Source organism: Lactococcus sp. SK2-659 (assembly GCF_020218185.2).
Taxonomy (GTDB): Bacteria; Bacillota; Bacilli; order Lactobacillales; family Streptococcaceae; genus Lactococcus; species Lactococcus lactis.
On record NZ_JAIWQZ020000001.1, the window covers coordinates 1,301,255 to 1,325,918 of the forward strand.

At 32.8% G+C, this 24,664-nt stretch carries 30 protein-coding genes and 1 tRNA gene; 5 read left to right on the forward strand and 26 right to left on the reverse strand.

Annotated features, from left to right (window positions below):
- Positions 1-3: 3 nt before the first annotated feature.
- From LDP15_RS06095 to LDP15_RS06195, 21 genes are all read right to left on the reverse strand, one after another.
- Positions 4-2,121 (reverse strand): coiled-coil domain-containing protein, encoded by a 2,118-nt coding sequence (locus LDP15_RS06095; protein WP_225513333.1) that lies wholly within the window; start codon positions 2,119-2,121, stop codon positions 4-6.
- Positions 2,121-4,730 (reverse strand): ATP-binding protein, encoded by a 2,610-nt coding sequence (locus tag LDP15_RS06100; protein WP_042230164.1) that lies wholly within the window; start codon positions 4,728-4,730, stop codon positions 2,121-2,123. The genes LDP15_RS06095 and LDP15_RS06100 overlap by 1 nt, the downstream gene beginning before the upstream one ends.
- Positions 4,727-5,122, reverse strand: a complete 396-nt coding sequence (locus LDP15_RS06105; protein WP_042230162.1) for a TcpE family conjugal transfer membrane protein — start codon at positions 5,120-5,122, stop codon at positions 4,727-4,729. The genes LDP15_RS06100 and LDP15_RS06105 overlap by 4 nt, the downstream gene beginning before the upstream one ends.
- Before the next feature lie 13 nt (positions 5,123-5,135).
- The gene (locus LDP15_RS06110) at positions 5,136-5,399 is read right to left on the reverse strand and encodes a TcpD family membrane protein (protein ID WP_015426023.1); all 264 of its coding nucleotides are present in this window, start codon (positions 5,397-5,399) and stop codon (positions 5,136-5,138) included.
- A 12-nt stretch (positions 5,400-5,411) separates the two neighbouring features.
- A complete protein-coding gene (locus LDP15_RS06115; protein WP_042230159.1) occupies positions 5,412-6,683 on the reverse strand; it encodes a translation initiation factor IF-2 N-terminal domain-containing protein in 1,272 nt (423 codons plus the stop codon).
- The gene (locus tag LDP15_RS06120; protein ID WP_042230157.1) at positions 6,664-6,852 is read right to left on the reverse strand and encodes a hypothetical protein; all 189 of its coding nucleotides are present in this window, start codon (positions 6,850-6,852) and stop codon (positions 6,664-6,666) included. Before LDP15_RS06120 ends, LDP15_RS06115 begins: the two co-directional genes overlap by 20 nt.
- A gap of 126 nt (positions 6,853-6,978) precedes the next feature.
- Entirely contained in the window at positions 6,979-9,387 is a 2,409-nt protein-coding gene (locus LDP15_RS06125; RefSeq protein ID WP_225513334.1) for a SpaA isopeptide-forming pilin-related protein, read from the reverse strand.
- Positions 9,388-9,482: 95 nt separating this feature from the next.
- A complete protein-coding gene (locus LDP15_RS06130; protein WP_168694145.1) occupies positions 9,483-9,902 on the reverse strand; it encodes a DUF3850 domain-containing protein in 420 nt (139 codons plus the stop codon).
- Positions 9,902-10,198, reverse strand: coding sequence for a hypothetical protein (locus LDP15_RS06135; RefSeq protein ID WP_015426019.1), 297 nt, complete (start codon positions 10,196-10,198; stop codon positions 9,902-9,904). The genes LDP15_RS06130 and LDP15_RS06135 overlap by 1 nt, the downstream gene beginning before the upstream one ends.
- A complete protein-coding gene (locus LDP15_RS06140) occupies positions 10,195-10,404 on the reverse strand; it encodes a helix-turn-helix domain-containing protein (RefSeq protein WP_042230155.1) in 210 nt (69 codons plus the stop codon). The genes LDP15_RS06135 and LDP15_RS06140 overlap by 4 nt, the downstream gene beginning before the upstream one ends.
- A gap of 105 nt (positions 10,405-10,509) precedes the next feature.
- A complete protein-coding gene (locus LDP15_RS06145) occupies positions 10,510-10,770 on the reverse strand; it encodes a hypothetical protein (protein ID WP_015426018.1) in 261 nt (86 codons plus the stop codon).
- Positions 10,771-10,901: 131 nt separating this feature from the next.
- The gene (locus LDP15_RS06150) at positions 10,902-11,213 is read right to left on the reverse strand and encodes a hypothetical protein (protein WP_225513335.1); all 312 of its coding nucleotides are present in this window, start codon (positions 11,211-11,213) and stop codon (positions 10,902-10,904) included.
- A gap of 86 nt (positions 11,214-11,299) precedes the next feature.
- Positions 11,300-11,629 (reverse strand): hypothetical protein, encoded by a 330-nt coding sequence (locus LDP15_RS06155; RefSeq protein ID WP_015426016.1) that lies wholly within the window; start codon positions 11,627-11,629, stop codon positions 11,300-11,302.
- A 135-nt stretch (positions 11,630-11,764) separates the two neighbouring features.
- Positions 11,765-12,919, reverse strand: coding sequence for a replication initiation factor domain-containing protein (locus tag LDP15_RS06160; protein ID WP_015426015.1), 1,155 nt, complete (start codon positions 12,917-12,919; stop codon positions 11,765-11,767).
- Between the two features lie 437 nt (positions 12,920-13,356).
- A complete protein-coding gene (locus tag LDP15_RS06165) occupies positions 13,357-13,527 on the reverse strand; it encodes a hypothetical protein (protein WP_012897120.1) in 171 nt (56 codons plus the stop codon).
- Between the two features lie 21 nt (positions 13,528-13,548).
- Complete coding sequence (locus tag LDP15_RS06170; RefSeq protein WP_015426013.1) at positions 13,549-15,231, reverse strand: FtsK/SpoIIIE domain-containing protein; 1,683 nt, start codon at positions 15,229-15,231, stop codon at positions 13,549-13,551.
- Between the two features lie 3 nt (positions 15,232-15,234).
- Positions 15,235-15,711 carry a DUF961 family protein gene (locus LDP15_RS06175; protein WP_012897118.1) on the reverse strand — a complete coding sequence of 159 codons (477 nt, stop codon included), beginning with the start codon at positions 15,709-15,711 and terminating at the stop codon, positions 15,235-15,237.
- A gap of 17 nt (positions 15,712-15,728) precedes the next feature.
- Positions 15,729-16,031: a hypothetical protein gene (locus tag LDP15_RS06180; RefSeq protein WP_012897117.1), complete on the reverse strand. Its 303-nt coding sequence runs from the start codon at positions 16,029-16,031 to the stop codon at positions 15,729-15,731.
- Between the two features lie 149 nt (positions 16,032-16,180).
- A complete protein-coding gene (locus LDP15_RS06185) occupies positions 16,181-17,251 on the reverse strand; it encodes a hypothetical protein (RefSeq protein WP_225513336.1) in 1,071 nt (356 codons plus the stop codon).
- A 112-nt stretch (positions 17,252-17,363) separates the two neighbouring features.
- Positions 17,364-17,684 carry a helix-turn-helix domain-containing protein gene (locus LDP15_RS06190; RefSeq protein WP_012897115.1) on the reverse strand — a complete coding sequence of 107 codons (321 nt, stop codon included), beginning with the start codon at positions 17,682-17,684 and terminating at the stop codon, positions 17,364-17,366.
- Between the two features lie 24 nt (positions 17,685-17,708).
- A tRNA-Ile gene (locus LDP15_RS06195) sits at positions 17,709-17,780 on the reverse strand.
- 623 nt (positions 17,781-18,403) lie between these two features.
- Here LDP15_RS06195 and LDP15_RS06200 point away from each other — a divergent pair.
- The 5 genes from LDP15_RS06200 to LDP15_RS06220 all read left to right on the forward strand — a co-directional run bounded on the left by LDP15_RS06200 (position 18,404) and on the right by LDP15_RS06220 (position 21,787).
- Complete coding sequence (locus tag LDP15_RS06200) at positions 18,404-18,760, forward strand: helix-turn-helix transcriptional regulator (protein WP_012897114.1); 357 nt, start codon at positions 18,404-18,406, stop codon at positions 18,758-18,760.
- Positions 18,761-18,769: 9 nt separating this feature from the next.
- A complete protein-coding gene (locus LDP15_RS06205) occupies positions 18,770-19,675 on the forward strand; it encodes an ImmA/IrrE family metallo-endopeptidase (RefSeq protein ID WP_015426009.1) in 906 nt (301 codons plus the stop codon).
- Positions 19,676-19,834: 159 nt separating this feature from the next.
- Positions 19,835-20,203 (forward strand): GntR family transcriptional regulator, encoded by a 369-nt coding sequence (locus tag LDP15_RS06210; RefSeq protein ID WP_012897112.1) that lies wholly within the window; start codon positions 19,835-19,837, stop codon positions 20,201-20,203.
- Positions 20,200-21,057 (forward strand): ATP-binding cassette domain-containing protein, encoded by an 858-nt coding sequence (locus LDP15_RS06215; RefSeq protein WP_015426008.1) that lies wholly within the window; start codon positions 20,200-20,202, stop codon positions 21,055-21,057. Before LDP15_RS06210 ends, LDP15_RS06215 begins: the two co-directional genes overlap by 4 nt.
- Position 21,058: 1 nt before the next feature.
- A complete protein-coding gene (locus LDP15_RS06220; protein WP_015426007.1) occupies positions 21,059-21,787 on the forward strand; it encodes a hypothetical protein in 729 nt (242 codons plus the stop codon).
- A gap of 111 nt (positions 21,788-21,898) precedes the next feature.
- On the opposite strand, the gene LDP15_RS06225 is transcribed toward LDP15_RS06220, so the two are convergent.
- The 5 genes from LDP15_RS06225 to LDP15_RS06245 all read right to left on the reverse strand — a co-directional run bounded on the left by LDP15_RS06225 (position 21,899) and on the right by LDP15_RS06245 (position 24,370).
- Positions 21,899-22,375, reverse strand: a complete 477-nt coding sequence (locus LDP15_RS06225) for a hypothetical protein (protein ID WP_225513337.1) — start codon at positions 22,373-22,375, stop codon at positions 21,899-21,901.
- A gap of 18 nt (positions 22,376-22,393) precedes the next feature.
- Positions 22,394-22,666, reverse strand: a complete 273-nt coding sequence (locus tag LDP15_RS06230) for a hypothetical protein (protein ID WP_015426005.1) — start codon at positions 22,664-22,666, stop codon at positions 22,394-22,396.
- A 126-nt stretch (positions 22,667-22,792) separates the two neighbouring features.
- Positions 22,793-23,179: a hypothetical protein gene (locus LDP15_RS06235; protein ID WP_225513338.1), complete on the reverse strand. Its 387-nt coding sequence runs from the start codon at positions 23,177-23,179 to the stop codon at positions 22,793-22,795.
- A gap of 751 nt (positions 23,180-23,930) precedes the next feature.
- Positions 23,931-24,098 carry a hypothetical protein gene (locus LDP15_RS06240; RefSeq protein ID WP_012897107.1) on the reverse strand — a complete coding sequence of 56 codons (168 nt, stop codon included), beginning with the start codon at positions 24,096-24,098 and terminating at the stop codon, positions 23,931-23,933.
- A 29-nt stretch (positions 24,099-24,127) separates the two neighbouring features.
- On the reverse strand, positions 24,128-24,370 hold the full coding sequence (locus LDP15_RS06245) for a hypothetical protein (protein WP_012897106.1): 243 nt from the start codon (positions 24,368-24,370) through the stop codon (positions 24,128-24,130).
- Between the last annotated feature and the right edge of the window lie 294 nt (positions 24,371-24,664).

The following is a 24,664-nucleotide window of genomic DNA, read 5'->3' on the forward strand; positions in this document are numbered from 1 at the left end:
CCCCTATTTTTCATCAATCACAAATGGATTGTTAAGTTTTTGATTGGTATCATTATTATCCCAAGGATAGTTTGGTTTACGTTTAAAACTACTATGACTAACTTTTTCCTTTTCAAATCTTTCAGCCATTCTACCTGCTGATTGTTTCATTGCTCTTTCATCTAACTTTTCTTTAGCTAAAGCTTTTTGCTTATTTTTAGCTAATTCTGATAGATTAGGTTTTTCTTGGTCAGGAACAGCTTCACGCATTCTACGCTCAATTGCTCTTGCTTGAAGTTGAGTTTTATTTTTATCATAAAGAGCTTGAATCGAAGCATTTTTTTCTTTATTTTTTTGTTCCATCTTTTGAGCAAGATTTGGGTTATTCATAGTTTTTCGTTGTTGATACTGTTTGCGATAGTCAGCTACTTTTCGTTTTAGCAGATTAGGATTTTCAAATTTCTGTTTGCGTTTTTCCAAACGTTGTTTGATTTTTTCTTCTTTAGCCTGTAATTTTTGACCTTTTTTACTATTAGGATTTGCTTTATCCATTTTATTCATGGTACGGTCTGCTTTTTTATTCAAACCACCATGCCATAAACTGCCTGTACCGTTTGTCAAACGATTTTTAGCAATTTCTTTCGCCTTACCAGTTGCCATTTGACCTGCGGTTAAACCTGCGACCAGTCCTGCTGAAGAACCTGCTAGAAGTGGAGCTTTAATCATATTTGAGCCTTTTCTCCGCACATTTGAGAGTAAGCCATCCATACGCCCTGCAAAGCCACTATTCCCCAGATGTCCTGCCTTAAATATTTCAAGAATCTTTTCACGCTTTTTAAAGAGGATAATATAAACAATAAATTTGATGAGTGTAATAAAGAAATAATCGCTCCCAATCATTGAAGTTACCGCAGAAGACACAATACTATCTAAGATACTAATTAAAGCTGTCCCAATAACGACCACATTAGAAACAATCAACGCCCCACCTGTTGCTTTTGCCCACCTTAAAATCACTACATCAAAGAAAGGAAATAAGGAAAGAATCCCCACAAAGGGTAGTAAAAGTAAGAGAATTAAGAAAAACATTCGCATGACAAAAGCCATCACCGCAAAAGCTAGGTAAATAAAACCAACTAATATCGCATTGAAAATACTGGCTAGAGCAGTTAATACTTTTTCGCCCATTTTTTTCGAGGTCAAATGTGAATCTTTTAAATCAGATTGAATCGTTTTTAACTTATCATTGTCATCATCAGAGGTGAGAAGTTTTACAATATTATCCTCAGAAATATTTGATGAACCATCCGCATTGATTTTGACATTATCAAAATTCATATAAAGAAAAGGGACTTCGACCATTGTTGTTTTTAAATCATTTGAATTTCTTGAAGAAACGCCTGCCACCTTAACCGTTGACATCAACGTAGTTGTAGCTGTATTCAATGATGAATTGATTTGTTCAGTTAGTTTTTGACCCCCATTGATAAAAAGCCCCACTAATAACATGACCAGTATGACTTTTCTCACTCCTTCTAAAAAACGACGTTTAAACCAATAATACAATAAGCTACTAATAACGCCAATGGCAATGATTGGGTAAAGTTGAGGGTTAGAAAATTGATTGTAAATTTTTTTTACTGTCGCAAACATTTGCGCTGTCCATTGTGTAATCAAAGAATCACTATTGAGTTTTTCATTGACCGCATTCACAAACCGATAAATGGTTTTTGTGACGAAAAATTGAGAACGAACAAAAAAGGTCTGCATCCCAGCACTCATTGAGCCCGTGAGAAATTTTCCATCATCAAAATACATATAAGAGGTATAATTATCTAAATTTCCCCTCGCTTTTTTCTTCTCTACTTCATTCATTACTTTACTTGGAGAGTTAGACGAAGAATAATCACCCAAATCCCCACCAACAAACCCATTGTTAACTGGATAAGAAGGACTTGTGGTTGAGCTTTTGCTTGAAGCCGTTGAAGATGATGAAGTAGGGGCTTTTGAAACTGTTGGATTTTTAGCACTCGAAAAACTAGGAGTGGTTGGAACGTTAAAAGCCGTATCCGCTTGACTAGGTAGGGCAACCCCTCCTAAAAATGCCAACAGCCCTACCACTAACAACATTTTCTTTTTCATTATGCCACCGCCTTCGTTGATTTCATTTTACTAAATGAGGTTTTAAAGCATTCATTCAACGCTGAATTTTGACCTTGAATGACCACACGACCAATTCGACCAAATGGGTCTTTCAAAAGCGCCAGCCCTTTTGTCATATTTTCATACCATTTAATGATTTCTTCCACATCATCAGGCAGTCCAATCGCTTTAAGAGCTGCCGTTGTGTTCCCAGTTTCTTTAAAGGCAAAGATTGTACCAAATGCCGTATCATCTTCTTCTGATGCACCATCTTTCACACTTTGGCTAATCAAAACTAAAAAATTGTTTTCTGAACGCCCGACACGTTTCATTCGCATTAAAATTCCTTTTCCAATATCTGTTGTATTAAAAAACCAACCTTCATCTAACCAAATGACCGTTTCCTGTTCTCTATCTCTCGCCCCAAAGAACCGACAAAAATCACCTAAGGCATACATGATAATATCAGACATTTCATTTTGAGCTGTTTTGACTTCCCCTGATTTCGCTAAATTTAAGCCTGTCACTCCTAAAATAGTAATATGTTCATCCATACTGACTGAGGAATTTTGACCTTCTGAAAAGACCAGCTCTAACATCGTACCTGAAATTTTAGATAAAATATTTTCTGCTCGGTATCTGATAAAATCTTCTTCTGATTTTGCCATGAGTTGAAAAACATTTAAAAGTCCTACCGTTTTTCCTTTGGCTCTGGCTTCAATCACTTCTTGAACTTTTTGATTGAAACAATTCTCAAAGCGGTCATCTTCTGTTAACTTATCGCCAATTAAACCTTTTGTGACTTGCGTGGCAAGCTCTGTGGCTTGATTGCCTTCTAAAAAGACAATAGGGTCAAGCGCTCCGATGTTTTTCTTATCTTTGACATCCAAGCTGACAAAATGAATATGATTAATATAATCAATCAGTGGTTTATGATAAGAAAACTCTAAATTCCTAATTCTTCGAGCTAGAATCTCATCATCTTCAATGAGAACCACTAATTCAGAAATTTTTTCTTCCATTTCAGGCAGATAAGATTCTAATTTATCTCGAACAGCTAAAAATTGACTTTTCATTTCATCTTTAGGGTCAATATAAAGGCTCAATCCTTTTAAGATAGAATGATTAACAAATCCTTGTTTGGCAAAAAAAGATTTCCCTGAGCCTGTATCACCAAAAATACCCACGTGAGGACTATCTCCCAATTTCCCTTCAATATCGTCCTTATTGGCTTGAAACATATTCCAGAAAAAAGGAGTAGGTGAGCTAGCGATGGCTTTTTCAAAATTTCCTGCCCAATTCAGTTGAGTATGGTCAACTCGTCCAAAATAAAACCCAACATCCGAACCAACCTTTTGGCTCACAAAGAATAAATTTTCAACAAATGCCGAAACTTTCATATTTTGCACCCAATACTTATCCGAACGGGTCAACTCTTCCGTTGAGCGCATTTTATAAAATAGATAGGGTTGATCCCATTGACTAGGAACAATTTTGATTCCTAAACCTTCCATTGCCGTCATTAACATTTTTTTATAATAATTAATTTCATCAGGCGTTGAACCAGTAATCGCAAAAACAGGTAAAAAGTCTAAGAAATATTCCCCACCATCCACCCCTGCAATAATATCTTCAAGAATCACATAGGCACTCACAGATGAGTTTTTAGTCACATTGCCTTGCTCATCTGCTTCAGAAAGTTCCGTTCCTATTCGGTCACGTGTTCTTTCTGCTGTTGCTTCCATTCCTAAAGCCCCTTTGTTCTTTCTAAAACGAGCCTTGACACGAAATTCAACTGGAAAGGGCAAGGTTTGAATATGTTCTATTAAATGAATATCATTGACCACATCAGGGTAATCAGCGAGGGGCAAAAATTTTAACAGGCTCTCTCCTTGGGGATGATGAATTTCAAGCAAACCATCTGAGCGAACATCAACCGTTGTATCATCAATATTTTCAATCGCATTGTTCACATCAGCCAAAAGTTCATCTTGATTGACATCAATGCCACGCAAGTAATTTAAGGAATTATAAAGCAGTGTTTCTTCTTGTTTTAATGGACGAGCTTGAAGGAGATTTAAATTCATTTCTAAATCTAAAGCCGTTTGTTCATAATCTTCATACCAATTGACCGTAAATTCAAGCTCACGGCGAATCAATTGAACGACTGATTTTCTAAATCTTTGCCACCCTTCTTTCATCATCTTTTTCAAATCGCCTGAAAAAGCAAAGTCACTCAATGGAACAGTTAAAAAGAATTTATGATTGTAAATCTTCCCTAACTCATTTTCTAATTCAAGATAAGATTGTTCTAATAAATACTCCCCAAACTCTCGTGTTCGTGGGTCACAATCTTCCAGTAAATAGCCGTACGCTTTGAGTAAATCCTTTGTGATAGGCTTCATCAAAATTTCAAAGCCTAAATGTTCATACAAACTGGTAATCACCGCTTGTGTTGTTTGTTTATGGTTTTTCTTTCCTTTTTCATCCATCATTGAAATAATTGAAGCTGGAACTTCAAACATGGCAAAAACTGTGCCATCATCTTTTAAAACCAAATTTTCATGAACTGATAAAATATGATTTTCCCATGTCGCTTTTTTCTTCATTTTTCTTTTAATTCCTCTTTTCTCTTGCGTAAAGGGTAAATCCACCCTTTATAAATGCTTTTTCCTTTCAAGCCAAAAGTTATAATGAAACTTATCATATCTTTTAGATAAATAAACGGCGATTTATCATCAATCCGTATTTCCGCTAAAAATAAGGCGCTTTTATAACACATAAAGCTCTCAACGACCAATCGAAAGCCAATAGGAAAAACCACTAATTTTGAAAATAAAAGTTTCCATAAAATAAAGCCAAACAATCCAAAGTAAATAAAAAAGGACAACCGCCAAGCCTTGCCTAGCGACCATCCATCAAAAAGCTTTTGGATTCTTAACGGTTGTGAAAGTGAACTTTTATTTGAATATTTCAGTCCTTTTTTATTTTCTTTTGACATTTTCGCTCCTTAATTACGCCCCAATCATTTGCATTAACTTTTGTCCTATTGGTTGAAGGACAGTTTCTGGATTCAATGTTAATGCAAATAAAATAGCCCCAACAATAAAAGTCATTACCATTTTACCAACCGCTTTGTTTTTCCATTCCCTTATCATAAACCATAAAGTCCCTGCAAAAATAATATATTTCACATTGGTTTGAAATGTATTCCAAAAATTAGAAAGTCCAATATCTCCATAAACAACGGCAATATGATAATTTAATAATTCTTTCACCTTTAATTTCTCCTATTCTTTATTGCCTTTTGGCAAAGTATGCTTAAAGTCAGTCGCAAAATAAGACTGCTTTTGTTTTGAAATTGTAAATTGATAGTTTTCTACATGAGTACCTAGCTCATTTTTCATTGTCACTTGAACAATAGCTTGATATGTGTCACCTTTAGGTTCATAAGTGGCTTGGTCTAAAGACTGGAACGTTTCGCTATCATTCAAAGATAACCCTTCTGAAATCAGCTTTAAGGTATCACTATCAGTTGTATAAGCCGTAAATAAAGCTTTTGTGAACTTATCTAAGTCTTTCTTAGTCGAAGCGCTATTATTATCTGTTCCTGACCATGTTTTGACAGGGACTTGACTTTCTTTAGCTTGTAAATCATTAACACTTGAAAAGTAAGGTTCATCAGAAACATAATAACTTGACCCTACTTTTTGATAAGGAATAGTAAATAAAGTTGTGACATCATGATAATTCACCACATTTGATTTTCCCTTTTTCGTGACTGCCCCTGCCCCATAAGTCACTTTATAAGTGGCTTCATTATCGGTTAAATTCATTAATACCGCTTCTTCAAACTTTGAAGGTGAACGTTGAAGCCCTTGGCTAATGACTGGCAATTGTTGAACAAAGTAACCATTAATATCTTTGACCGCTTGTTCTTGGTCTTTTTCATTTTCAGGAAAAGTAAAGTAGGTTTGAACAAAGCCATCAAGATAATTTTTCGCTTGTAAATCAAGTCCATTTCCTGAAACTTTTTGACTGGCACTTACCTGTTCATGAATGATTTTTTGTGTCGGCTGATAACCACTTGCCATTAAACCAAACAAGACCATGTTAGATAATATTAAGATTCCAACCCCACCCACAACTAATGCCCCACCCTGCTTTGCAGTAAACTGCTTTTTTGACGGTGGTTTTTCATTTGAAAGGCGAGTGAGCAGTTTCCCCTTTTTCTTTTCAGACTTTTTATGACCCAATATTGAAAATTTTGATTTCTTTTTTTCCACTTGTTCTGCTTTAGAGGGTTCTTCTTTTTTTTCTGAAACTTCTTCTTTAGGGTCAAGCTTTTTCTGTCCTACATTTTCTAAAACTTGATTTTTGCTTGTTTCAGCCATTGAATGTGGAACCTGTTGATAATATGTTCTCAACTGTTTTTCTTCTGATTCACTCAAGGTTTTCGTTGCCAATTTAGCTGAAACCCCAAATTCCTGCGCTTTAGCCAGCACATCTTTTCTGTCAATTTTGAATTCATCTGCCAACTCACTAATTTTTATTCTGCTCATATTCCTCACTTTCTTTTTCAACAGCTTTAAAAGATACATCACTTCTTAACCATTTTTCAGCCACTTCTTCAGCTTTCTTTTTAGTATCAAAAGTGGTAGCAAATTTTAAGTGTTTAGTCGCTCCACCATTGGCACAAAGATAGCCACCACGCATTTTTACAACGTACATTTTTTCCTCTCTTATTTATAAATTTGAAATAACACTTCATAAAATTTATTTGGTGGAGTTCTTGATTTATATTTTGTATTTTTCATTTTTATTCAAAATAAAAGCAGACATCAAGTCTGCTCTTTTCTACCCTTCTTCTTTAGTTGATTTTTTCTTTTTCATATAATAAACAGCACCAGTACCAAGAGCGATTAAGACGGCTAATGCACCACCATACATAATCATATCGCCTGTTTCACTTCCTGTAGTTGGTAATGAAACTTTAGGAGTTTCTGTAGGAGTGGTACTTGGTGGAGTAGGTTTTGAACTTGGTGGAGTAACTGGTTTTTCAACTTTTTCGACGGTCAATGTTTGGTCTTGGTCTTTCAAATCATCATGTTTTGCTTTTGGTTCATCTGTTTTAGGATTTTTTCCTTCATCAAATAAATCTTCAGTCCAAACATAGGCTACAGTTGAAGTTTCAGGAACATCAGCGTCTTTCGTTGTATCAACAGTAGATTCAATTTGTTTTTCTTGTGCTTTGACCGTTTCATCATCAACCGTGAAATTCAAAGTACGGATAACTTTTGATTCTGTCACTTTTCCGTCTTTACCCGTCACAACACGGTGAAGTGTAGCCACCATTTGGTCGCCTTTTATAGCATTTGTTGTCATGATTTTATCGTAGAGAGGAGTTGTTTTGGAAATTTCGACTTTTTGAATCGTTTGGTCGCCATCTTTGGTATGTGCCTTTGTTTTAATGGTTGGCACGACAGGAGTAACTGGTTTATCTACCAAAGTTCCAAGATTAACTTTGAACATTGTAGAATTATCAGTTACTTTATCCAACGAAACATCAAGCGTTGTAATCACTTGTTTTGTAACAGTATCAGTAAATGTGACTGTATAACCTGTGATATTTTCATCCTTATCCTTGTTAGTTGTCGTAACAATAGAGATAGGGTTGATTAATTGAAGTTTATCATCTTTTTGTGGGAGTTCTTCAAGAAGTCCATCACCAAAAGGAATTTTGGTGAAATTAACTTGTCCGTTGTTCGTTACACCGTTAGAATCTTCATTTGCTCCTGAAGTCACTTCAATTGGTTTTCCTTTAGTATCTCCTGTAGGAGTATATCGGAAAGTACGACCATTTAAGCCAGTCAATGAACCGTTGACATCTTGCGCTTTGATAAAGCCAAAATTTAAGTCAAGGACTTTATCAGTTGCCTTATCATCATCTATAAAGTTTGATGTTTTATCATCAAATTTACTTGAAGAATCAAATTTTACTTCATATTTTTCGGTTGATAAGCTATAACCTTCAGGAGCAACGGTTTCTTTCCAATAATACTCTTTTGAGTTATCAAGATTTTTCAATCCTGCTTTCAAGTCATCACCAAGCTTAATGGAAACATTAGTATCATCTGCTTTAGTACCAGCAGTAACTGTAATAGGATATCCTTTTTGACCGTCAGACCATTTCACAGGTGAATTGTCTGATTTATTGAACAAACCAAAGACAGCCCCTTTTAATTGTGCAGCTCCTTGTGTTTCACCACTGCCAGTATCGGCATCCACTTTTGTCAATGTTGTTTCTCCAAGACCAATAACATTAACGTTTAGATAACCATTAGCTTTTGAAGGGTCTTGTGAAGCAATCACAGATTGACTTGCTTTCCCTGTACTATCTCCATCAGTCGAAAAGACATAATAAGGTAAATCAGCAATTGAAAGAGGTGTGTTTTGGAATTGAATTGCTTTTGGAGTGATTCCAACTTTTGCCGTAATATCAGCTTTCAGTTTCAAATCATTGCCTGAAACACTTTCTGATAAACCAGAAACATTACTTTTGAAATTTGGAAAATTAGCAAGAACACTGTTTGAATCAGTAACTGTTTTTTCTACCCCTTGAACCACATCTACCGTTGTTCCATGAAAACTTGGCAATTTACGAAGAGCTTTTGCTTGTGTAATCAAGTCATTTGCGCCTGTTTTAATGGCATTAGGTTCTTGTAATAAAGTGTTTGGTTTTACAATCAAATCTTTTGTCTGATTGACAGATACCCCTGCTTCATCAAGTAAAAGGTATGTGGCATGTTGAGCTTGTGCATATGCCAACAACGTTCCTTGTTTTTGAGCTAAATATGCCACATTGTTAATCACAGCAATCTGTTCATCAGATAAGGCATTTAAAATTGCATTACTAGAATCTAATTGAGCTTGAGTTGTGTTGTTAACCAAAGGCACACCAAGACCCAAACACCATGCAGGTGTTCCATCTGATAGTTTAAGCATAGGTTTTGGGTGTTCTTTTCCTGTTTGGTCGATTTCATAATACAAAGGCTTGTTATTTTCCCAGTTAACCGTTGTATCTGTTGGTAAACTAGCCTTCGCACTTGTACTTTGTGCACTAGCATATACAAGTCCTGCTGTACCCAAACCCACAGCCAAAACTCCTGCAAAGGCAACAAATACTTTTTTACGTTTGTGCATTTTCCAATTGGTAACTTTCTTTTCAGAAGTTAAGCCATTTAACAATTTTTTGTGTTTACTCATGAGTAAATCTCCTTTTTTTAATTTAGCTAAAATAAAAAAACTGCCATTTCTGACAGTTAAGCGACTAGTTTTTTGTCGTTTCGGACAAGTTTTATTTATTTTTTAATAACCTCAATTTCAAGAAGTACATAATCTTTAGGTAACGTTTTTCTGTTAAAGTATTCTTTCAATACTTCTCTAACATCATCAAGATTTATTTTACCGAAACTGCTTGATAAAATAACCCCATGCGTTAAAGCATAATTGATTTCTTTAGGATAAATAACTCTTAATATCTTTACTCTGATAGTTTCAGCTTCAGATTCATAGCAATTCATCCAACCGCTACAATTTCCTGAATAATATTTTTTATATGATTTTCCATCACAATAGTTACAACATTTCCCATAAGACTTTAGTTCAATAATATCGCCTACTTGATAATCACAATCATTTATACGAACTTCAAAAGGTTTTTCCCCCGTTTCAACGGGTTTATGAAATTGGAAATCTAGTTTTTTCTTATGTACTGTCATCATTTAACTTCTTTCTCTTTAAGTTTGTTTTCTAAAACTTTAAGAATCCCAATCAAACTATAAACTAGCAATATGAGGAAGATAATGACACTAAAAAGATAAAATATAATCTTATTATTTTCTGAAATAATTTTAAAAGCTGCCAGCCACCAACATATTGTACCTGATAAGAACATAGAGGTAAGTATTTCAAAAGCTAATCCAATAAGCGTAACTGGAATTAGCGAAATAAGTCTAGCAACTTTAAGCACTTTATTCATTTTATTAATAATTAAATAGAGTTGTTGAATGTTCATTTTTCACTTTTTCTTCCCAATAAATAATCTGTGCTAACATCAAAATAATCTGCGAGCTTTATCAAAGTTTCACCACTAGGTGAACGTTCGCCTACTTCCCACCTACGATAATTTTGCTGTGACATTCCCAAATGAACACCTACTTGACTTTGTGTAAGTCCTTTTTCTTTTCGCAACTCTTTTAATCTTTCAGCAAATACACTCATAATTCAACCTCCAAAGAATTTCATTAATAAATAAGTTAGTCCAAAAATTGCTAAGAAAATATCAAAATAAATAGCGATTTTTAAATATTTGTTTCTATCTATTTTCTAACCCTTTCTAATTTCCCAATTAGGTTTTTGAATATTAGATTTTGGTAAAAATCGAGGAGCAATCGCAATTGACAGCGGAGTTGAGATAGGATTGTATTTCTCACACAGCCACATGACCTTTTTTTCATTAATTCCAGACCAAAATTGATTTGTACCATCAGGAAACAAAATTTGAATATCATATAAATCTTTATATGGTGCTTTATGAAGTGAAAAATCAATCTGTGGTCGTGCTTTGCTCATATTTGTTACTGTCATATTTTTTATTTCTCACTCATGGTGAGGTGTCCTTTCTCTTATGCCTTACCATGAGTGAGGCTTTTACAATGTTATTTTTCAGATAAGGAAAGGCAAACCCTCCCCTTATTTTAAAGTTTTACGTGGACTATTTATTTAGCGCCACTACGTGCTTGCGCTTCTGCTTCTTCCAGTTTTCCTTTTAATTCATTAAATGATTTCTTTGTAAAGTTGTATGCAGTTGAACCTTTGAGAAGATTTCTAATCAAATCATTTGTATGATTGGCAATAACTTCGACTGTATCATCTGAAATTGAGGTATCATTTTCAAGTGTACGAAGTGCTTTTCCTTGTCCTTTGAGTTTTGAAACGGCTTCTTGATAGGCATTTCCTGCATTGATTACAGCTTCAATTTCGTTTAAATCAGTTGTAAGTTGTTTAAGGCCTGTTTTTAAAGTTGGCATATTTTATCTCTTTTCTTTTTTTATTTCCCACCACAAAATTTGCCTTCCCTTATCTGAAAAATAACTTTGTTTTTATTTATGAAAAATCATAAAGTGGCTTGTGCTAAATCATTATCAATTAAAAAATAAATTGCCATTTTATAGCCTTCAGGCAAATCCGCAATCCTTTTTTCTTGATAGAGTGAATAATATTTTTTTCGTGTCATTGAATCAGGTGGAAACATCAAGCCTATTTCATTGAGCAATCCCAACGCTTCAGTTTCATTTGGAATATAAAAAAAGAGCTGGTCATAAACTCCCTGCTCAAATTTTTTCAAATTAAATTCATATCCACTCATTTTATACTGGAGCATTCGGACGTTGTTTGGAACTCTCAACATTCTTTTTTGAAAATGTTCTATATTAGGTTTTATCACCTCTCCCTTTCCTCCTTATCTAATTATCACTGAAAAATTTCACCAAGTATTGCACCAATTATAGCCCATAAAATAATGATAAATAACACTTTATAAACTATTTCATTAACTGAAAAACCTGCTAATTTGAATATGCTATCCATTTGCACCCCTTATCATTCTAAATTCCTTCAGGAACTTTTCTTGTCTTTCTGTGAGTTCAGCTTCATTAAAAATTTCTTCCAAACGACTTTCACCTGTCAGTTCTTCAGCTTTTTTTAACAATAGATAAGTTGATACAGGACCACCACGTTCAAACCATGTATATTTTCGGTTCAAATCAGGCGCTTCAGGACGAACAGTAAAATGATAAGCATCCATTCTACCCATCATATCGTACCATTCACTATCTAAGTTTCCTTCCTTATCATAAAATGTCAGATTATCATTAATAATTTTGACCCCTTCATCGGCTAAATCAAAATCTTCCTCGATATATCTTTTTATAAAGTCGGTTGATATTTCTTTTCGCATGGAAATTTCATAACGATTTCGCAAACCATACATTTCACGTATTGCTTCAACCGAAGTCATTTCTTGACTTGCTCTCTCATAATCTTTTTCGTAGAACCGAAAAAATAAATGAGTTTGTTTAGATCCAAAATAAACGGTTAGACCGTCATTAATCATTCCCTCTTTTGTTCTTCTTCCACCAAGTACCGCAGAATAGTTTTGTTTACGACCATTCCACCGCCCCTCACGGGCAGAAGTTAAAAGTTTGAACAAGTCAAAATTTCCTTCTTGTGGGTTGTATTGTTCATCAAGTGCTAAATCAAAACGTGTGATTTTTACAAAATCATCATTTTCTGGTGCTTTTTTATTGGCATAGAGAAAACAATCGTTAAAAAAATCGTACCAAGTACGCTGTTTTTGATGATATTCAAACTCATATTCCATTTCACGGCACGCTTGACCGCTCATTTCAATTAGCACACCTGCTTTTATATCTTTATCGTGATAATAAACATTGATGTGACCGTAACTAATATAGAAAGGGTATTGATAACGGTTATACTCATTAAGTTGAAAATTCTCAACATTTAGACCTAAAATCTTAGAAACTACTTCACGAACATTTAAAGTCTGAAAACGAATATTTGTATAGTCATTTGTACCAACAAAGACCGTTGAACTCTCTCTTTTTTTGAAAAAAGAATTTCTAATTTTTTCTTCAAACTGTTTCGAGAGTGGACGGTCTCCATTTTCCATTTTTCGATAATAGACTAAAGATATACCTAGTAAGTCAGCCATGAATTGTTGAGTAACATTTGCGATAGAGCGTATATCCTTTAATTCAATCGTTCGTTCCTCACTTTCTAAACATAAGTCACAGGTGATACAACCTAGAACCTTGATATAACTAGGATAGTTAGACTTGTATCACTTGTACCCCCCCTCATTAGCATTTGGGGGGTCAAGTCCAACCTGACGGCAAGCCGTCAGCCGTGCAATCACACGCTCACTCCTTACGCTACGCTCGGAGCTATGCTTACGTTCTTGCACTTTTTCAAAAAAAGCATTACGTTTAAAACGCAATAGCCTTAAAACAAAACCCAATAGTTTTTCCTCCAATTCTTTCAAGAATAAACCGCTGTCGCGCACTACCGTTTGCGAGGGCAATTCGACCGTGGAAAATGGCTTGCCTACGGCAAGTTGTCTAAAGACAAACGGAAACAAGTTCCTATCATTTACTCACCGCCGATTGCGTGGTGTTTATCTTCCTTTTTTTCACAAGATTTCATTTGATTTTGAACAGCAAAGAATAGCTTTTCAAAGTCTTTAACAGCAACCCCTCTAAGGGTCAATTCCGTCGTTTTATTATCCTTTGAAATAGTTACTCTAACACTTTTTTCTGCCATTATTTTTACCTCATTTTCAAGCTAGGCAACTTCTTTGTCAAAAGTCACAAATTCTTTTTCAAACTCTGCTTCATCAGCTAAGACAGTATCAACGGCTTCATTCAAAGTACATTCTTCTGTTTCTTTGGTTAAGAAAACAGTTTGTAAAGCAATAAAATCATCTTCATTGTAAGGTGATTTTTCACTTATAGAATATCCGCCACTTGTTAAACGCTCTATGGCTGTTTTCACAGTTTTTGACGGTTGACCCAACTTGCGAGATAAAGAGGTAATCGTATAAAATTTTTCTTCCAAAAGCTCACTTTCTGCTCGTTCCTGTTCAACGTTAGAAATTGGTGGAGCTTCAAGCTGAACTTCAGTAGTATCAGCTAAAACTGGTAATTTTGAAAGCTCTTCATGAAAATCATAGCCTTTATCAAATGGTACAGAAGGGCTATAAAATTCACGTGCAAGTTCGCCATTATTGGCAACATAACCACGACCAATTTTACCCTTGATGTATTTGAAAACTTTTTTCTCATTTTCATCACCAAAGACCATACGATAACCTGAACCAGTCAAACGACCAACCGCCAACCGTTTCATAAAGTTATCACGTAAAGCTGATTTCAGATATTCAGCATCTGGACGTTGCATGGCAAGAATTAAGAAGACCCCTGATTGACGACCCTTTAAAACAATTTGAGTTAAAATTTGAATTACTTCATCAAATTCTCTAAAATCTAAACTAGAAATAAAAGCAGCCCATTCATCAAAAAGTACAAATTCAGGTGTCAAACAATAATCAGAATATCGTTTCCCTGCCTTATAATCAGGGTGATTTGTCATATAATCATAGCGTTCGTCCATAAATTGCATTTTTGAACGTAAACACTCAATCATAGACTCTTTATCAAAGAACACACGATTTTCAAAAACTGGAACATCTCTCATTCCCACAAAGTCAGAACGTTTAGGGTCACATATATCAACATGTCCTACTTTAGCAAGGGCTGATAAAATTGACATCAAAAGAACGGTTTTGCCACCCCCAGTACCACCTGCAATAAGCATATGTGGGTCAGCTTCATAATTCCAGTAAACCCCATTCATTAATTTTAAACCTAATTTTTTATCGACTATGACATCATTAACTGAAATACGATTACGTTCTCCGTCAATAGCAAAAACATACTCAACAAATGCTTTTTTAGAAAGAATTTTACTTTCATTAATAAAATTTTGTTCTTGATAATCGGCAAAAAAAGTTGTTTCTAAACCGTCAGCTAAATCAAGAAATTTTTCTTGATGAACTCCACCGTCAATTGGAAAATATGTATGTAATTCATACGTGTTAGGTTGCTTCAGATAAATAGGCGCTAGTTTTAACTTTTCATGACTTCCTTTTTCATCTTTAACCATTTCTTTTTCAACTAAACCATGCTTCACAACATAGTTCAGTAACAATCTTTTATAATTGTTTTTTGAAAAGAAAAGGAACTTGTGATAAAGCAAAATCAATAAACCAAAAGCCACCGAAAATGCAATGAGCAGAATATCTACAGCATAAATTGCTAGCACTTTTGGTGGCAAGGTTTCAAAATTTTTATAAAAGAACCCTACAGGACTAGCGAAAAGTAAACCAGTAATCAATACAAAAAATTCACGGTCATACTTATCTCTAAGCTTTAAACGAGAGCCTTTACTTATTGTACGTTTTGCCATTTATCATTTCTTCGGTTCATTGTTTTTAGGTTCAGGCTTTGGAGATTGTTCAGGTTTTGAATTAGATTTACCCACTTTTTCAATCCCTTCAGCATTCCATTTTTCACCTGAAAAGTAATTCGTTCGGAACTGACCGTTTCCAGTAGGTACGAGTTCTTTATCAGACCAAAAATTAATTGAGCGATTCGTCAATTTAATTTCATCTTCATATTCAAGCCCCGAAAAATCAGCTTCAGCAGGCATTTTTACAACAATTTGCTTGTCTTGTGCGTCAGAATAAATGTTGACCTCATAATAATCAACTTTATCCGTTGGATAACGTTTAATTTCACCAGTTTCTTCATTTGGTTCTCCGTCCTCAAAGATCATTACTGGTTCAGCATGCAAGAACAAAACTTTACCTAATGCTTTATCAAAATCACCGATTTCTTCAGTCAACTTGTTTTCTTTTTCAAAAATTTTACTTAACTTTAATGACATTTAATTTCCCCCTATAATTACGCTAATTTGAGCGCTTCAGCATAAACAACATATTCTTGTGAATATTTGCCTTTTGGTGTGCGATTACGAACATAAGCAACCGTGACATCTGTCAAAACAACTTCTTGACGGCGAGTAGGTTTAGCCCCTTTACCATTTGGTACACGTAATTCAAAACCTTGCGGTTGTAATGGACTTGTAGCACTATACTTGGTATAACCTGATTCAACACCTGCTCTTGGTGCGACTGGTTCAATGGTCTTATCGACAGTAACTTTTGAACCTAAGAGTTTCGTTGCGTTAATTGGAATTTTAATCATATTTCCACCTTTCTTTATTAGTTTAATGACATCTCGGTCAATTTATGCGAACGTAGGGACTTGAACCCCATTCAACCGTACTAATTCGTTCGCTTAAAGAAAAAATCACTCTCATTTAAGAAAGTGATTTTTTAAATAAATAAAATATTTTATGCAGGCTCAACACCATATCTTATACTATGTTCAAATCCTAAATTAATAACTTCAGCTGAATTTACTGTAGCATCTACATAGCTTTGAGCTTTACCTAAAGTATTGAAAGTTTGAGAATATCTTCTCACTCCGTCAACTGATACCCAACCTAAATATTTTGTAGTATGTGTTGGTTGACCTGAGTTTCCCCCATTAGAACCATCATTATTTGTGTTAGAACCATTCCCACCTGTGTTTGAATTAGAATTATTTTGTCCACTATTTCCTTGACCTTGATTACTTGAACCTGAATTAGTATTGTTTTGAAAAGTATTTGAACCACCTTGTGAATAGTTATTTTGACTTCCTCCACCGTAAAAATTAGAAACACTAGCAACATCATTATTTACTGTGCTTTGTGAATCAGTACCTGTATTAGCATTGTTACTATTATTAGTTGTATTTCCAGTTGAATCTGATTGTTCTTTATTGGTGTTGGTTACCTTCGTTTTTGAATCACTTGCACTCTTAGCTTGCTGTGCTTTTGTAGCGTCATCAGCTTGTTTCTTAAAAGTCGCAAGTTGTTTGTTCAACGTATCTTTCAAACCTTTTGAATAAGAGCTTGTAAGCTTATTTACAGCTTGTTGAGCTGTTTTATACTTATCTTGATTCATAGCGTCTTTTTGATAGTTACTAACGGCTGTCTTAGCTTCAGTTTCCAACTTCACACGATTTTTAATACCAACTACTTGATTGTCAAAAGCTTTTTTTACTTCAGCATTTTTAACTTTAAGAATTGAAGCTTCAGCTAGTTTAATATTCTTGTCAGTAGGAGTTTTTTCAGTAATATCTAGTAATTTCTTACTGTCTGCTTCATTAGATTTTTCAAGTTGTTTTGCTTTTTCGGCCCTAGCCTTACAAAGTTTAATTTTTTTATTTTTTAAAGCTTCAATTTTTCTTTCTTTTGCTTGATGATTTGCATGATTAACTATTCCAGTAGTAACACCACCGATTAAAACAATCGCAACTGCTCCACCAATAATTTGTTGTTTTTTAGTCCAATTTAAAGGGTTCAAATTCTTATTCATAAATGCATTCCTATCTTTACTCTAATTTAAGTTTATTATATCACAAACCAAATGGTTTGTTAAAAGTTAATTAACATTGTTTCTCGATTCGTCTCTTTTAGCAACAAATATATTACAACGTGTAATTTTTTCGATATTCTGCTAAACCAGTTTTAGCTTTCAATCCTTCAATAGTATCATCATATTCAATATTTTCTAAAACATCTAGTAAATATTCCTCACCATTTCTAAGGTGACTAATTCCTAGCATATACATAGGAGTAACTTTGAAGAAGTTAGCAAATATTACAATAGTTTCATTGTCAGGTGTTCTACTTCCATTTTCCCAACGATTATATGTTGATTCATTAATATCTAAACTCTCTCTCACTTGTTTTCGTGTTAAATTATTGCTGTGTCTTAAATGAATTAACCTTTCAGAAAAACTTTCCATAAAATCTCCATTCTTTTTTCATTAAGGGAACAACTGGATTTGAACCAGCACCATTACTTATAAAGTAATTACTCTAGCCTATTAAATTATATTCCCATAAAAAAATCTATCTTAGTTATAAATCAAATTTCCTACGGACAGTATCAACAAATCCCTAAGTGAATTAAATTTATTAAGATAGATTTTTACTAAAACCATTATTTTTCTTAAATAAAAAACTGCCATTTCTAATAGTTTAAGCGACTAGTTTTTTGTCATCTCGGACAATTATTTAAACTTTATTTGTTCATATTTTAATTAAAAGAGAGAATATAGTGTCTCTCATTGACAGCATACTCCCCCTTAAACGGTATATTCAGAATGTCTCACGACAATACGACCTTTCGGTTATCGGGGTGCATTCATCGGCTCTCTCCCCTAGCTTGTTAGATAAATGGAACAAGCACCTGCCACGTGACTTAACACACAGCTATTCAATTGTATAAAGTTTGATTTAAAACTTAGTGCTTGCATTGACTTATCTCCTTCAAAAATGTTAAAATTAATAATGTTCAGGTTATTAATTTAACATTTTAGTGGGAGTTGCCTCAGCGCGCTTCCGCTTCTTTTTTGTAGTTATATTAACTACATTCAATATTGTATATTATTTAACTACACATGTCAAGTATTTTTATAAAAAATTTTTATTTTTTTACTAATGAAGGGAGTAACTGTTTAAAATGCTCTATGAAAGACTTCAAGAACTTATTAAAAAATCCAATAAATCAATGAATCAAATTGAACGTGAACTAGGATACCCTAGAAACACAATTTCAAGCTATAAAAGACAGAATCCTTCCACAAAACGATTAGACGAGTTGGCAGAATATTTTAATGTCAGCGTTGATTATTTATTGGGTCGTGAAAATGTACCAAATTCTGATTATAGTGATGAAGAAAATGAACTTATCGCTGCTTTTCGTATGGAACGTGAAGATATGACACCTGATGAACAAGTAAAATTCAATGAAGCTATTAAAGACTTAATGAAATACGCTAAAGAACGATTGAATGACGATTCTATCTGGAAAAAATAATATTACTCTATGAAAAAAGTTGAATATAGAGTTGTTGATTCTAACGTTTATAATAAGTGTCTAAATCTAGCTAATGAACTACTTAATCAAATTTCGGCTCAAAGTCAAATACCAGTATCAAAAATCTTTCCTAAAGATATAATTTTATACTTTGAGTCCAATTACAATATTAATTTTTCGTTTTTTGAATCTAAAAAAAATGAAATTATCTATAAGGACCTTGTACAGAATCCTGATTTTATCATCCTAGACGATAGTTTAGTGCATAGAACTTCTGGTTTAACAATGCCTAAAAAAGATAGAACATTGATATTTATTAATCAATCAATGCCTTTAACTCGAATCAAATTCACTATATTACATGAGCTTACTCACTTATATTTTCATAAGTTAGAAGATAATAAAAAGGTATTTACTTCAAAATTTTCAGGAAAATATTCTGATGACGTTTTACCATTTGAAGATGAAGCCAATATTATCGCTTCACTCTTATTTTGTTCAACTCCAAAATTAGAAATGCTTTTAACTAGAAATTATTCTTTTGACAAAATTAAAAGTATAACTGGCATGAGCATTAAAGGACTGCATAGCAGACTTTTAAATTTTTTACATCACATCTTAGGGTTAAGTAATTCTAAAGCATTAGAGCTTGTTTTGAAACTCAGAGATAACGATTATAAAACTACTATTGAAATTAAACATCTTGTCAATAATAAAAATAATCAACTTAGAAAATGCAAGAATATATTAATAAAAATAAGTCGTGGACTTGTTATCGAGCAAAACGCTTGCGTTTCTTTTTTAAAGAATTTATCCATAAATGAATTAATCAATGAGCTAGAATATGCCCATTCAACTAAAAACTTTACCTTAGAGCAATTAGTCATGAATGAATATTATCAGAAACAACAATAATTCTTATTTGAACTTATAAAAAACTGCTAGACTTCAATAGTTTAGTAGTTTTTTTATTTGACATTAAAAAAAACTTTTATACTTTAGAACTTGACATAATAATCAAAACGATATATACTTAGTTATATAACCAACTAACCAATTAACGAAAGGAGACATATGAAATTTAATTTTGATAGTGATATTGCTTTGTATCAACAAGTAGCTGAAGAAATTTCTGAAGGCATATTTAATGGTTCCTACGCAGAAGGAACTCAAATTCCTTCTACTACTGAAATTTCAAAGAATTACAAAATCAATCCCGCAACGATATTAAAAGGCATGAATCAATTAGTAGAAGAAAAACTAATCGAAAAGAAAAGAGGATTAGGAATGTTTGTTACAATTGGCGCACAACAAAAAGTTTTAAATCAAAGAAAAGATAATTTTATAAATAAAGAACTACTTAAAGTCCTTGATGAAGCAAAAAAATTAAATATTAGTCAAGAACAACTAATAGAATTAGTAGAAAGAGGGTATGAAAAATGAGTTTAATTATTGAAAATCTTTATAAGACATATGGTAAAAAAAATGTCTTAAATAATATTTCTGTTAATTTTCAAGCAGAAAAAATTTATGGACTTTTGGGAAATAATGGTGCGGGTAAAAGTACCTTATTGAATATTATTAATAATAGAATTTTTGATACCAAAGGTAAAATAACTCTTGATGGTCGACTTGTTACTGAAAATGAAAAATCATTAAATAATATCCATCTAATGAGCGAGGATGACCTTTACCCATCAAAACTAAAAATAAAATCTTTATTTCATTTAATGGAGGGTTTTTATGGTAATTTTGATTGGAGACTCGCTAATGAAATGTTATCAGAGTTTGAGTTGGAACCTACTAAAAGAATGAATAAGCTCTCAACAGGTTATAGAAGCATAGCTAAACTCATCATTGCATTATGTGTGCCCTGTGAGTATATTTTCCTAGACGAGCCAGTTCTTGGTCTAGATGCTAATCATCGTGAATTGTTTTATAACTATTTAATAGAAACATACCAAGAAAATCCACGAACCTTTGTTATTTCAACACACTTAATTGAAGAAATATCAAATCTACTTGAGAAAGTAATCATTTTAGATAAAGGCAAAATTATCAAAGACGATAGTGTCGAAAATATATTAGAAAACACCCATATAGTCACGGGATCTATTGAAGAGGTGGAAACTTTCACAAAGCAACTACAAATCTTAGAAAAAACAACTCTGGGAGGTTCTCTTACCGCTTATGTCAAAGGAGAGTTACCTCAGAAAAAAATGGGTAACATAAAAATAGAATCTATGAGTTTACAAGATTACTTTATGAAAATTGCAAGTAAAAAGAAAGGAAATTAATATGAAATTTCAAGTAGCAACTCGATATATACTCATTCACCAATTAATCTCTTTAGGTATTTTCTTTATCTGGTGGATTTTATTTGGAATCCTCTTTCCAGTTTTTGGACTATACTTTTCTGGAAGTAGCGATCCAGTTTCATCTGATGTGCTCATACCGATAGTATTTTTCTCAATTATTATTTCTTTCCTAAGTATGAATTCAGATTTCAAATTTTTTATTCAATGTGGTCTTAAACGTTTTTCCATTTTTATGGTTAATTTATCTGTGATAGCTATTTCTTCACTTATGAGTTCTATCATTGCACTATTACTATCAAAAATCTCAGTCGATAAATTTAATCTAACAATTTTCTTAATCTCTAAAGATGCCTACCATTCAGATAACTTTTTACTCTCTCTTCTCTTGGTATTCATTCTACTATTTTTCTTTTCCTCATTAGGATTAGTACTAGGAACTTTTAATGATATTTTTTCTGGATTTAAAAAAATTATTATTTTACTTTTGGTAATGAGTATTCCTATAGTACTTTCAATTCTTATACAACTTGGAAATTCAGCAATGAAAAATAAGTGGTTCAACTTTCTAAAATCAATCATTGGTTACTCAAGGGAAAAAGGATTCTCTCCCCTTCCATTTATTACTACACTATTTATTGGTTCCATTGTTTTACTATTCCTATTCTACTTCATGAACCGTTCTCATGAAGTTTGGCGTAAAGGCGTATAATCGATCAATTAAAATACACAAGAAAACTACTAAACTAATCCTGTTTAGTAGTTTTTTTGATTTCATTTCAGAAAATATTGTGCCATCTCTTACTCATAAGAGAATATATTTTTATGACTTATTATCTGATTTATCTCTCAATTGAAATAAAGCATAATACAATAGACTAAACAAGAAAATACGTCCAAGTATGGAAGTCATAACATATCCCGAGCCATAAAAAGCCCAAAATCTTGAAAGCCCCCCATAAGCACTATTAATCTCAAAAGGCTTCACAAAAATAAATGATAAGGGTATTCTTATGATAAATACACTAATATAAAGAGTTAAACTAGCAAAAGCAAAGTACTTCCCAAAGTAGTGATTCTTTAAAGTATAAAATACAGACAAAGAAATCATCAATATTAAAACAATGGTATCATAAGGAATCTGATTTATCAAAAGATAAAAGAAATCTTCTCTACTTTTACTAATGTAAAAAACCGTATCCAGTTTCTCTTGGTTTACTGTAGAAGGCAAAAACATAGTTCCAATCCAAATAAAGAATAAAACTAGTAGATACCACTTTTTTATTAATTTAGTTTTCATGAAACTTCTCCTCTTAGTCTAATAAGCTCGGTTAGTTGTTTGAAATTTCCATGTATCATTTCCACGTTTCAAAGTAGCATAATAAGTTGCTCCAACAAGAGCCCCAGAAGCAGGAACTTTTACTGGTTTATAGTTACGTGTAATTGTCCACGAAGAACTAATCCCCATATTTTTATCATTTACCTGTTGGGAATAGCCTGAAGTTCCTTTGATTTGACCGGAGGTAGATGTAGTGACTGAAGAGGCAGAGACATAAACTTTATCTACAGCAGTACCATAACCTCCAGACACAGTTGTAAGTCCCGCGTATCCGTTAGATATCGTCCATGAAATATTTAGCCTGAAGGAAATTGAATATGTTTTATCTGAAACATTTTGGTTTTGAGAATTAGCAAAAACTTTTGTCCCAAAAATATTTTACCAAGCAATACTGCCAAAATTTACTCCCAAGTCGTTGTTTTCATTAACCACTTCAGCTTGACTTAAATCAGTAGTAATTGTTGTAGTACCTTTGGTTGTAGTTCCATCATTTGAAACTATTTGACTATCTACTGTGATTGGTGTTGTAAAATTTGTTCCAGTTGTTAAATTTTGTAAATCAATTGCACTGTCTACTTGATATTTTACTTGTTTATCGTCATCTGTAATGACCTTCTCTGCACTCTTCGGAGCACTTAGTTTAACTTCACCATTTGGTAAAACCTTAATTTTCGGTGAAGTCACATCATCAGCTTTAGCAGTGATTCCTACAAATGTTAATACTGAAAGTGATAATATGGCAATACCCAATTTTTTCTTACGCATAACACTTCTCCTTTTTAAATAAAGTAATGAACAACATCTAAATACATATTTTGCAACGATTATACAAATAATTGAAGCTATCATTCATGGCAATCTCATGATTATGAAAAATACTTACCGATTTTATTATTTCTATAACTTAATCATAACATAAAATGTCTTATACGTATAGAAAATTTGGAAAAATCAGAATATAATAAACATACAGAACATTCAATCTCGCTACTTTAAATTCTCATCCAGCTTGCAAGTATTTAAGAAAATGCTATATACGATAATCTGCTTATCTAATAAGCTTCTTCTTTTTTCTCATCCTAAGTAAAACCATCCCATTATTCTCAAAATACATCAAAACATCTAATGTCTTGAAAATAATAGGCCACTTATAATTAAATAGTAATCCTTTATTCTATAATATTTTACACACATCTTATTGTTGGTTAGTTTTCTGGTTAATTTTTGACATTGTAATCTTCAAAATCCCTTATAAAAAGGATTGCTAGTCTTTTTGTCAGTTTTTTGATAGAATGGCGTAAAAAATCTTATGGTGAAGGTCTATTAGCTTCAATACGCTCTTTTTCGCTGTTTTTATCCCACCTTCTATTTCACATAAAGGTCAGTAAATATCCATTAAATAATTATTTTGAGTTAGTTTTTTTGTCGACTTTCCATTCTAATAGCTCATTTTGCGTCTAATTATTTGGCATTATTACAATAAAAAAGAGCTTGATAAAATCAAACTCTATATTAGTTAGTGCTGTTCTTTTTTTACAGTTTGTTTTTTTAGTCGCTTATATTCTTTTTCGACATCAACTTTAATTTTACTTTGTTCTTGTTTAAAACTACTTTGTAATTGTTCAATTTCTTTATAGAAATTATCATTACTTGCTGGAACTGGGGCTGGTGTAATTACACTCATATTAACTCCTTCACTATTAAATATGTTCTCTATTTTTCATACTCTAAAAACTCTCCCACTTGACCATGTTGTATATTCATATTACTAACTTCCAATTGAAGTTTATAATATTTCTTTACATCATTATTTTGGAGTCCATTTTTTTGAGAATTATATAACTTTAAAAGATCGTCAGAATCTTTTACTATATATTTAGGAACTGAGGAGTAATTTCTCATTCCTTCCAAAGCCTGAATTGATACTGTAATACTATCATTTAAAAACTTCTCCATCGCTTTAATATTATATTTATAGAAAAGCCAACTAATACAATAAGTTAGGGACCAGAGGAATTAATAAATACAACTTCTTAAGTAACAAATAGTTCTCTTTCTACACTAAAATCAATCTTTTATCAGATAACTAATAGCATCCTTATTCTGTTTTTTTTAATCTTTTCTTCACAATCATTCGAAAACAACCACATCTTTGGTACGGTGCTAGTCTTTGAAATGCTTGTTTTGTCTAGTCTAGTTATCTTTTTTCTTTGTTTTTAATAAATTTGAAAAACAAAGGAACTTTACAAG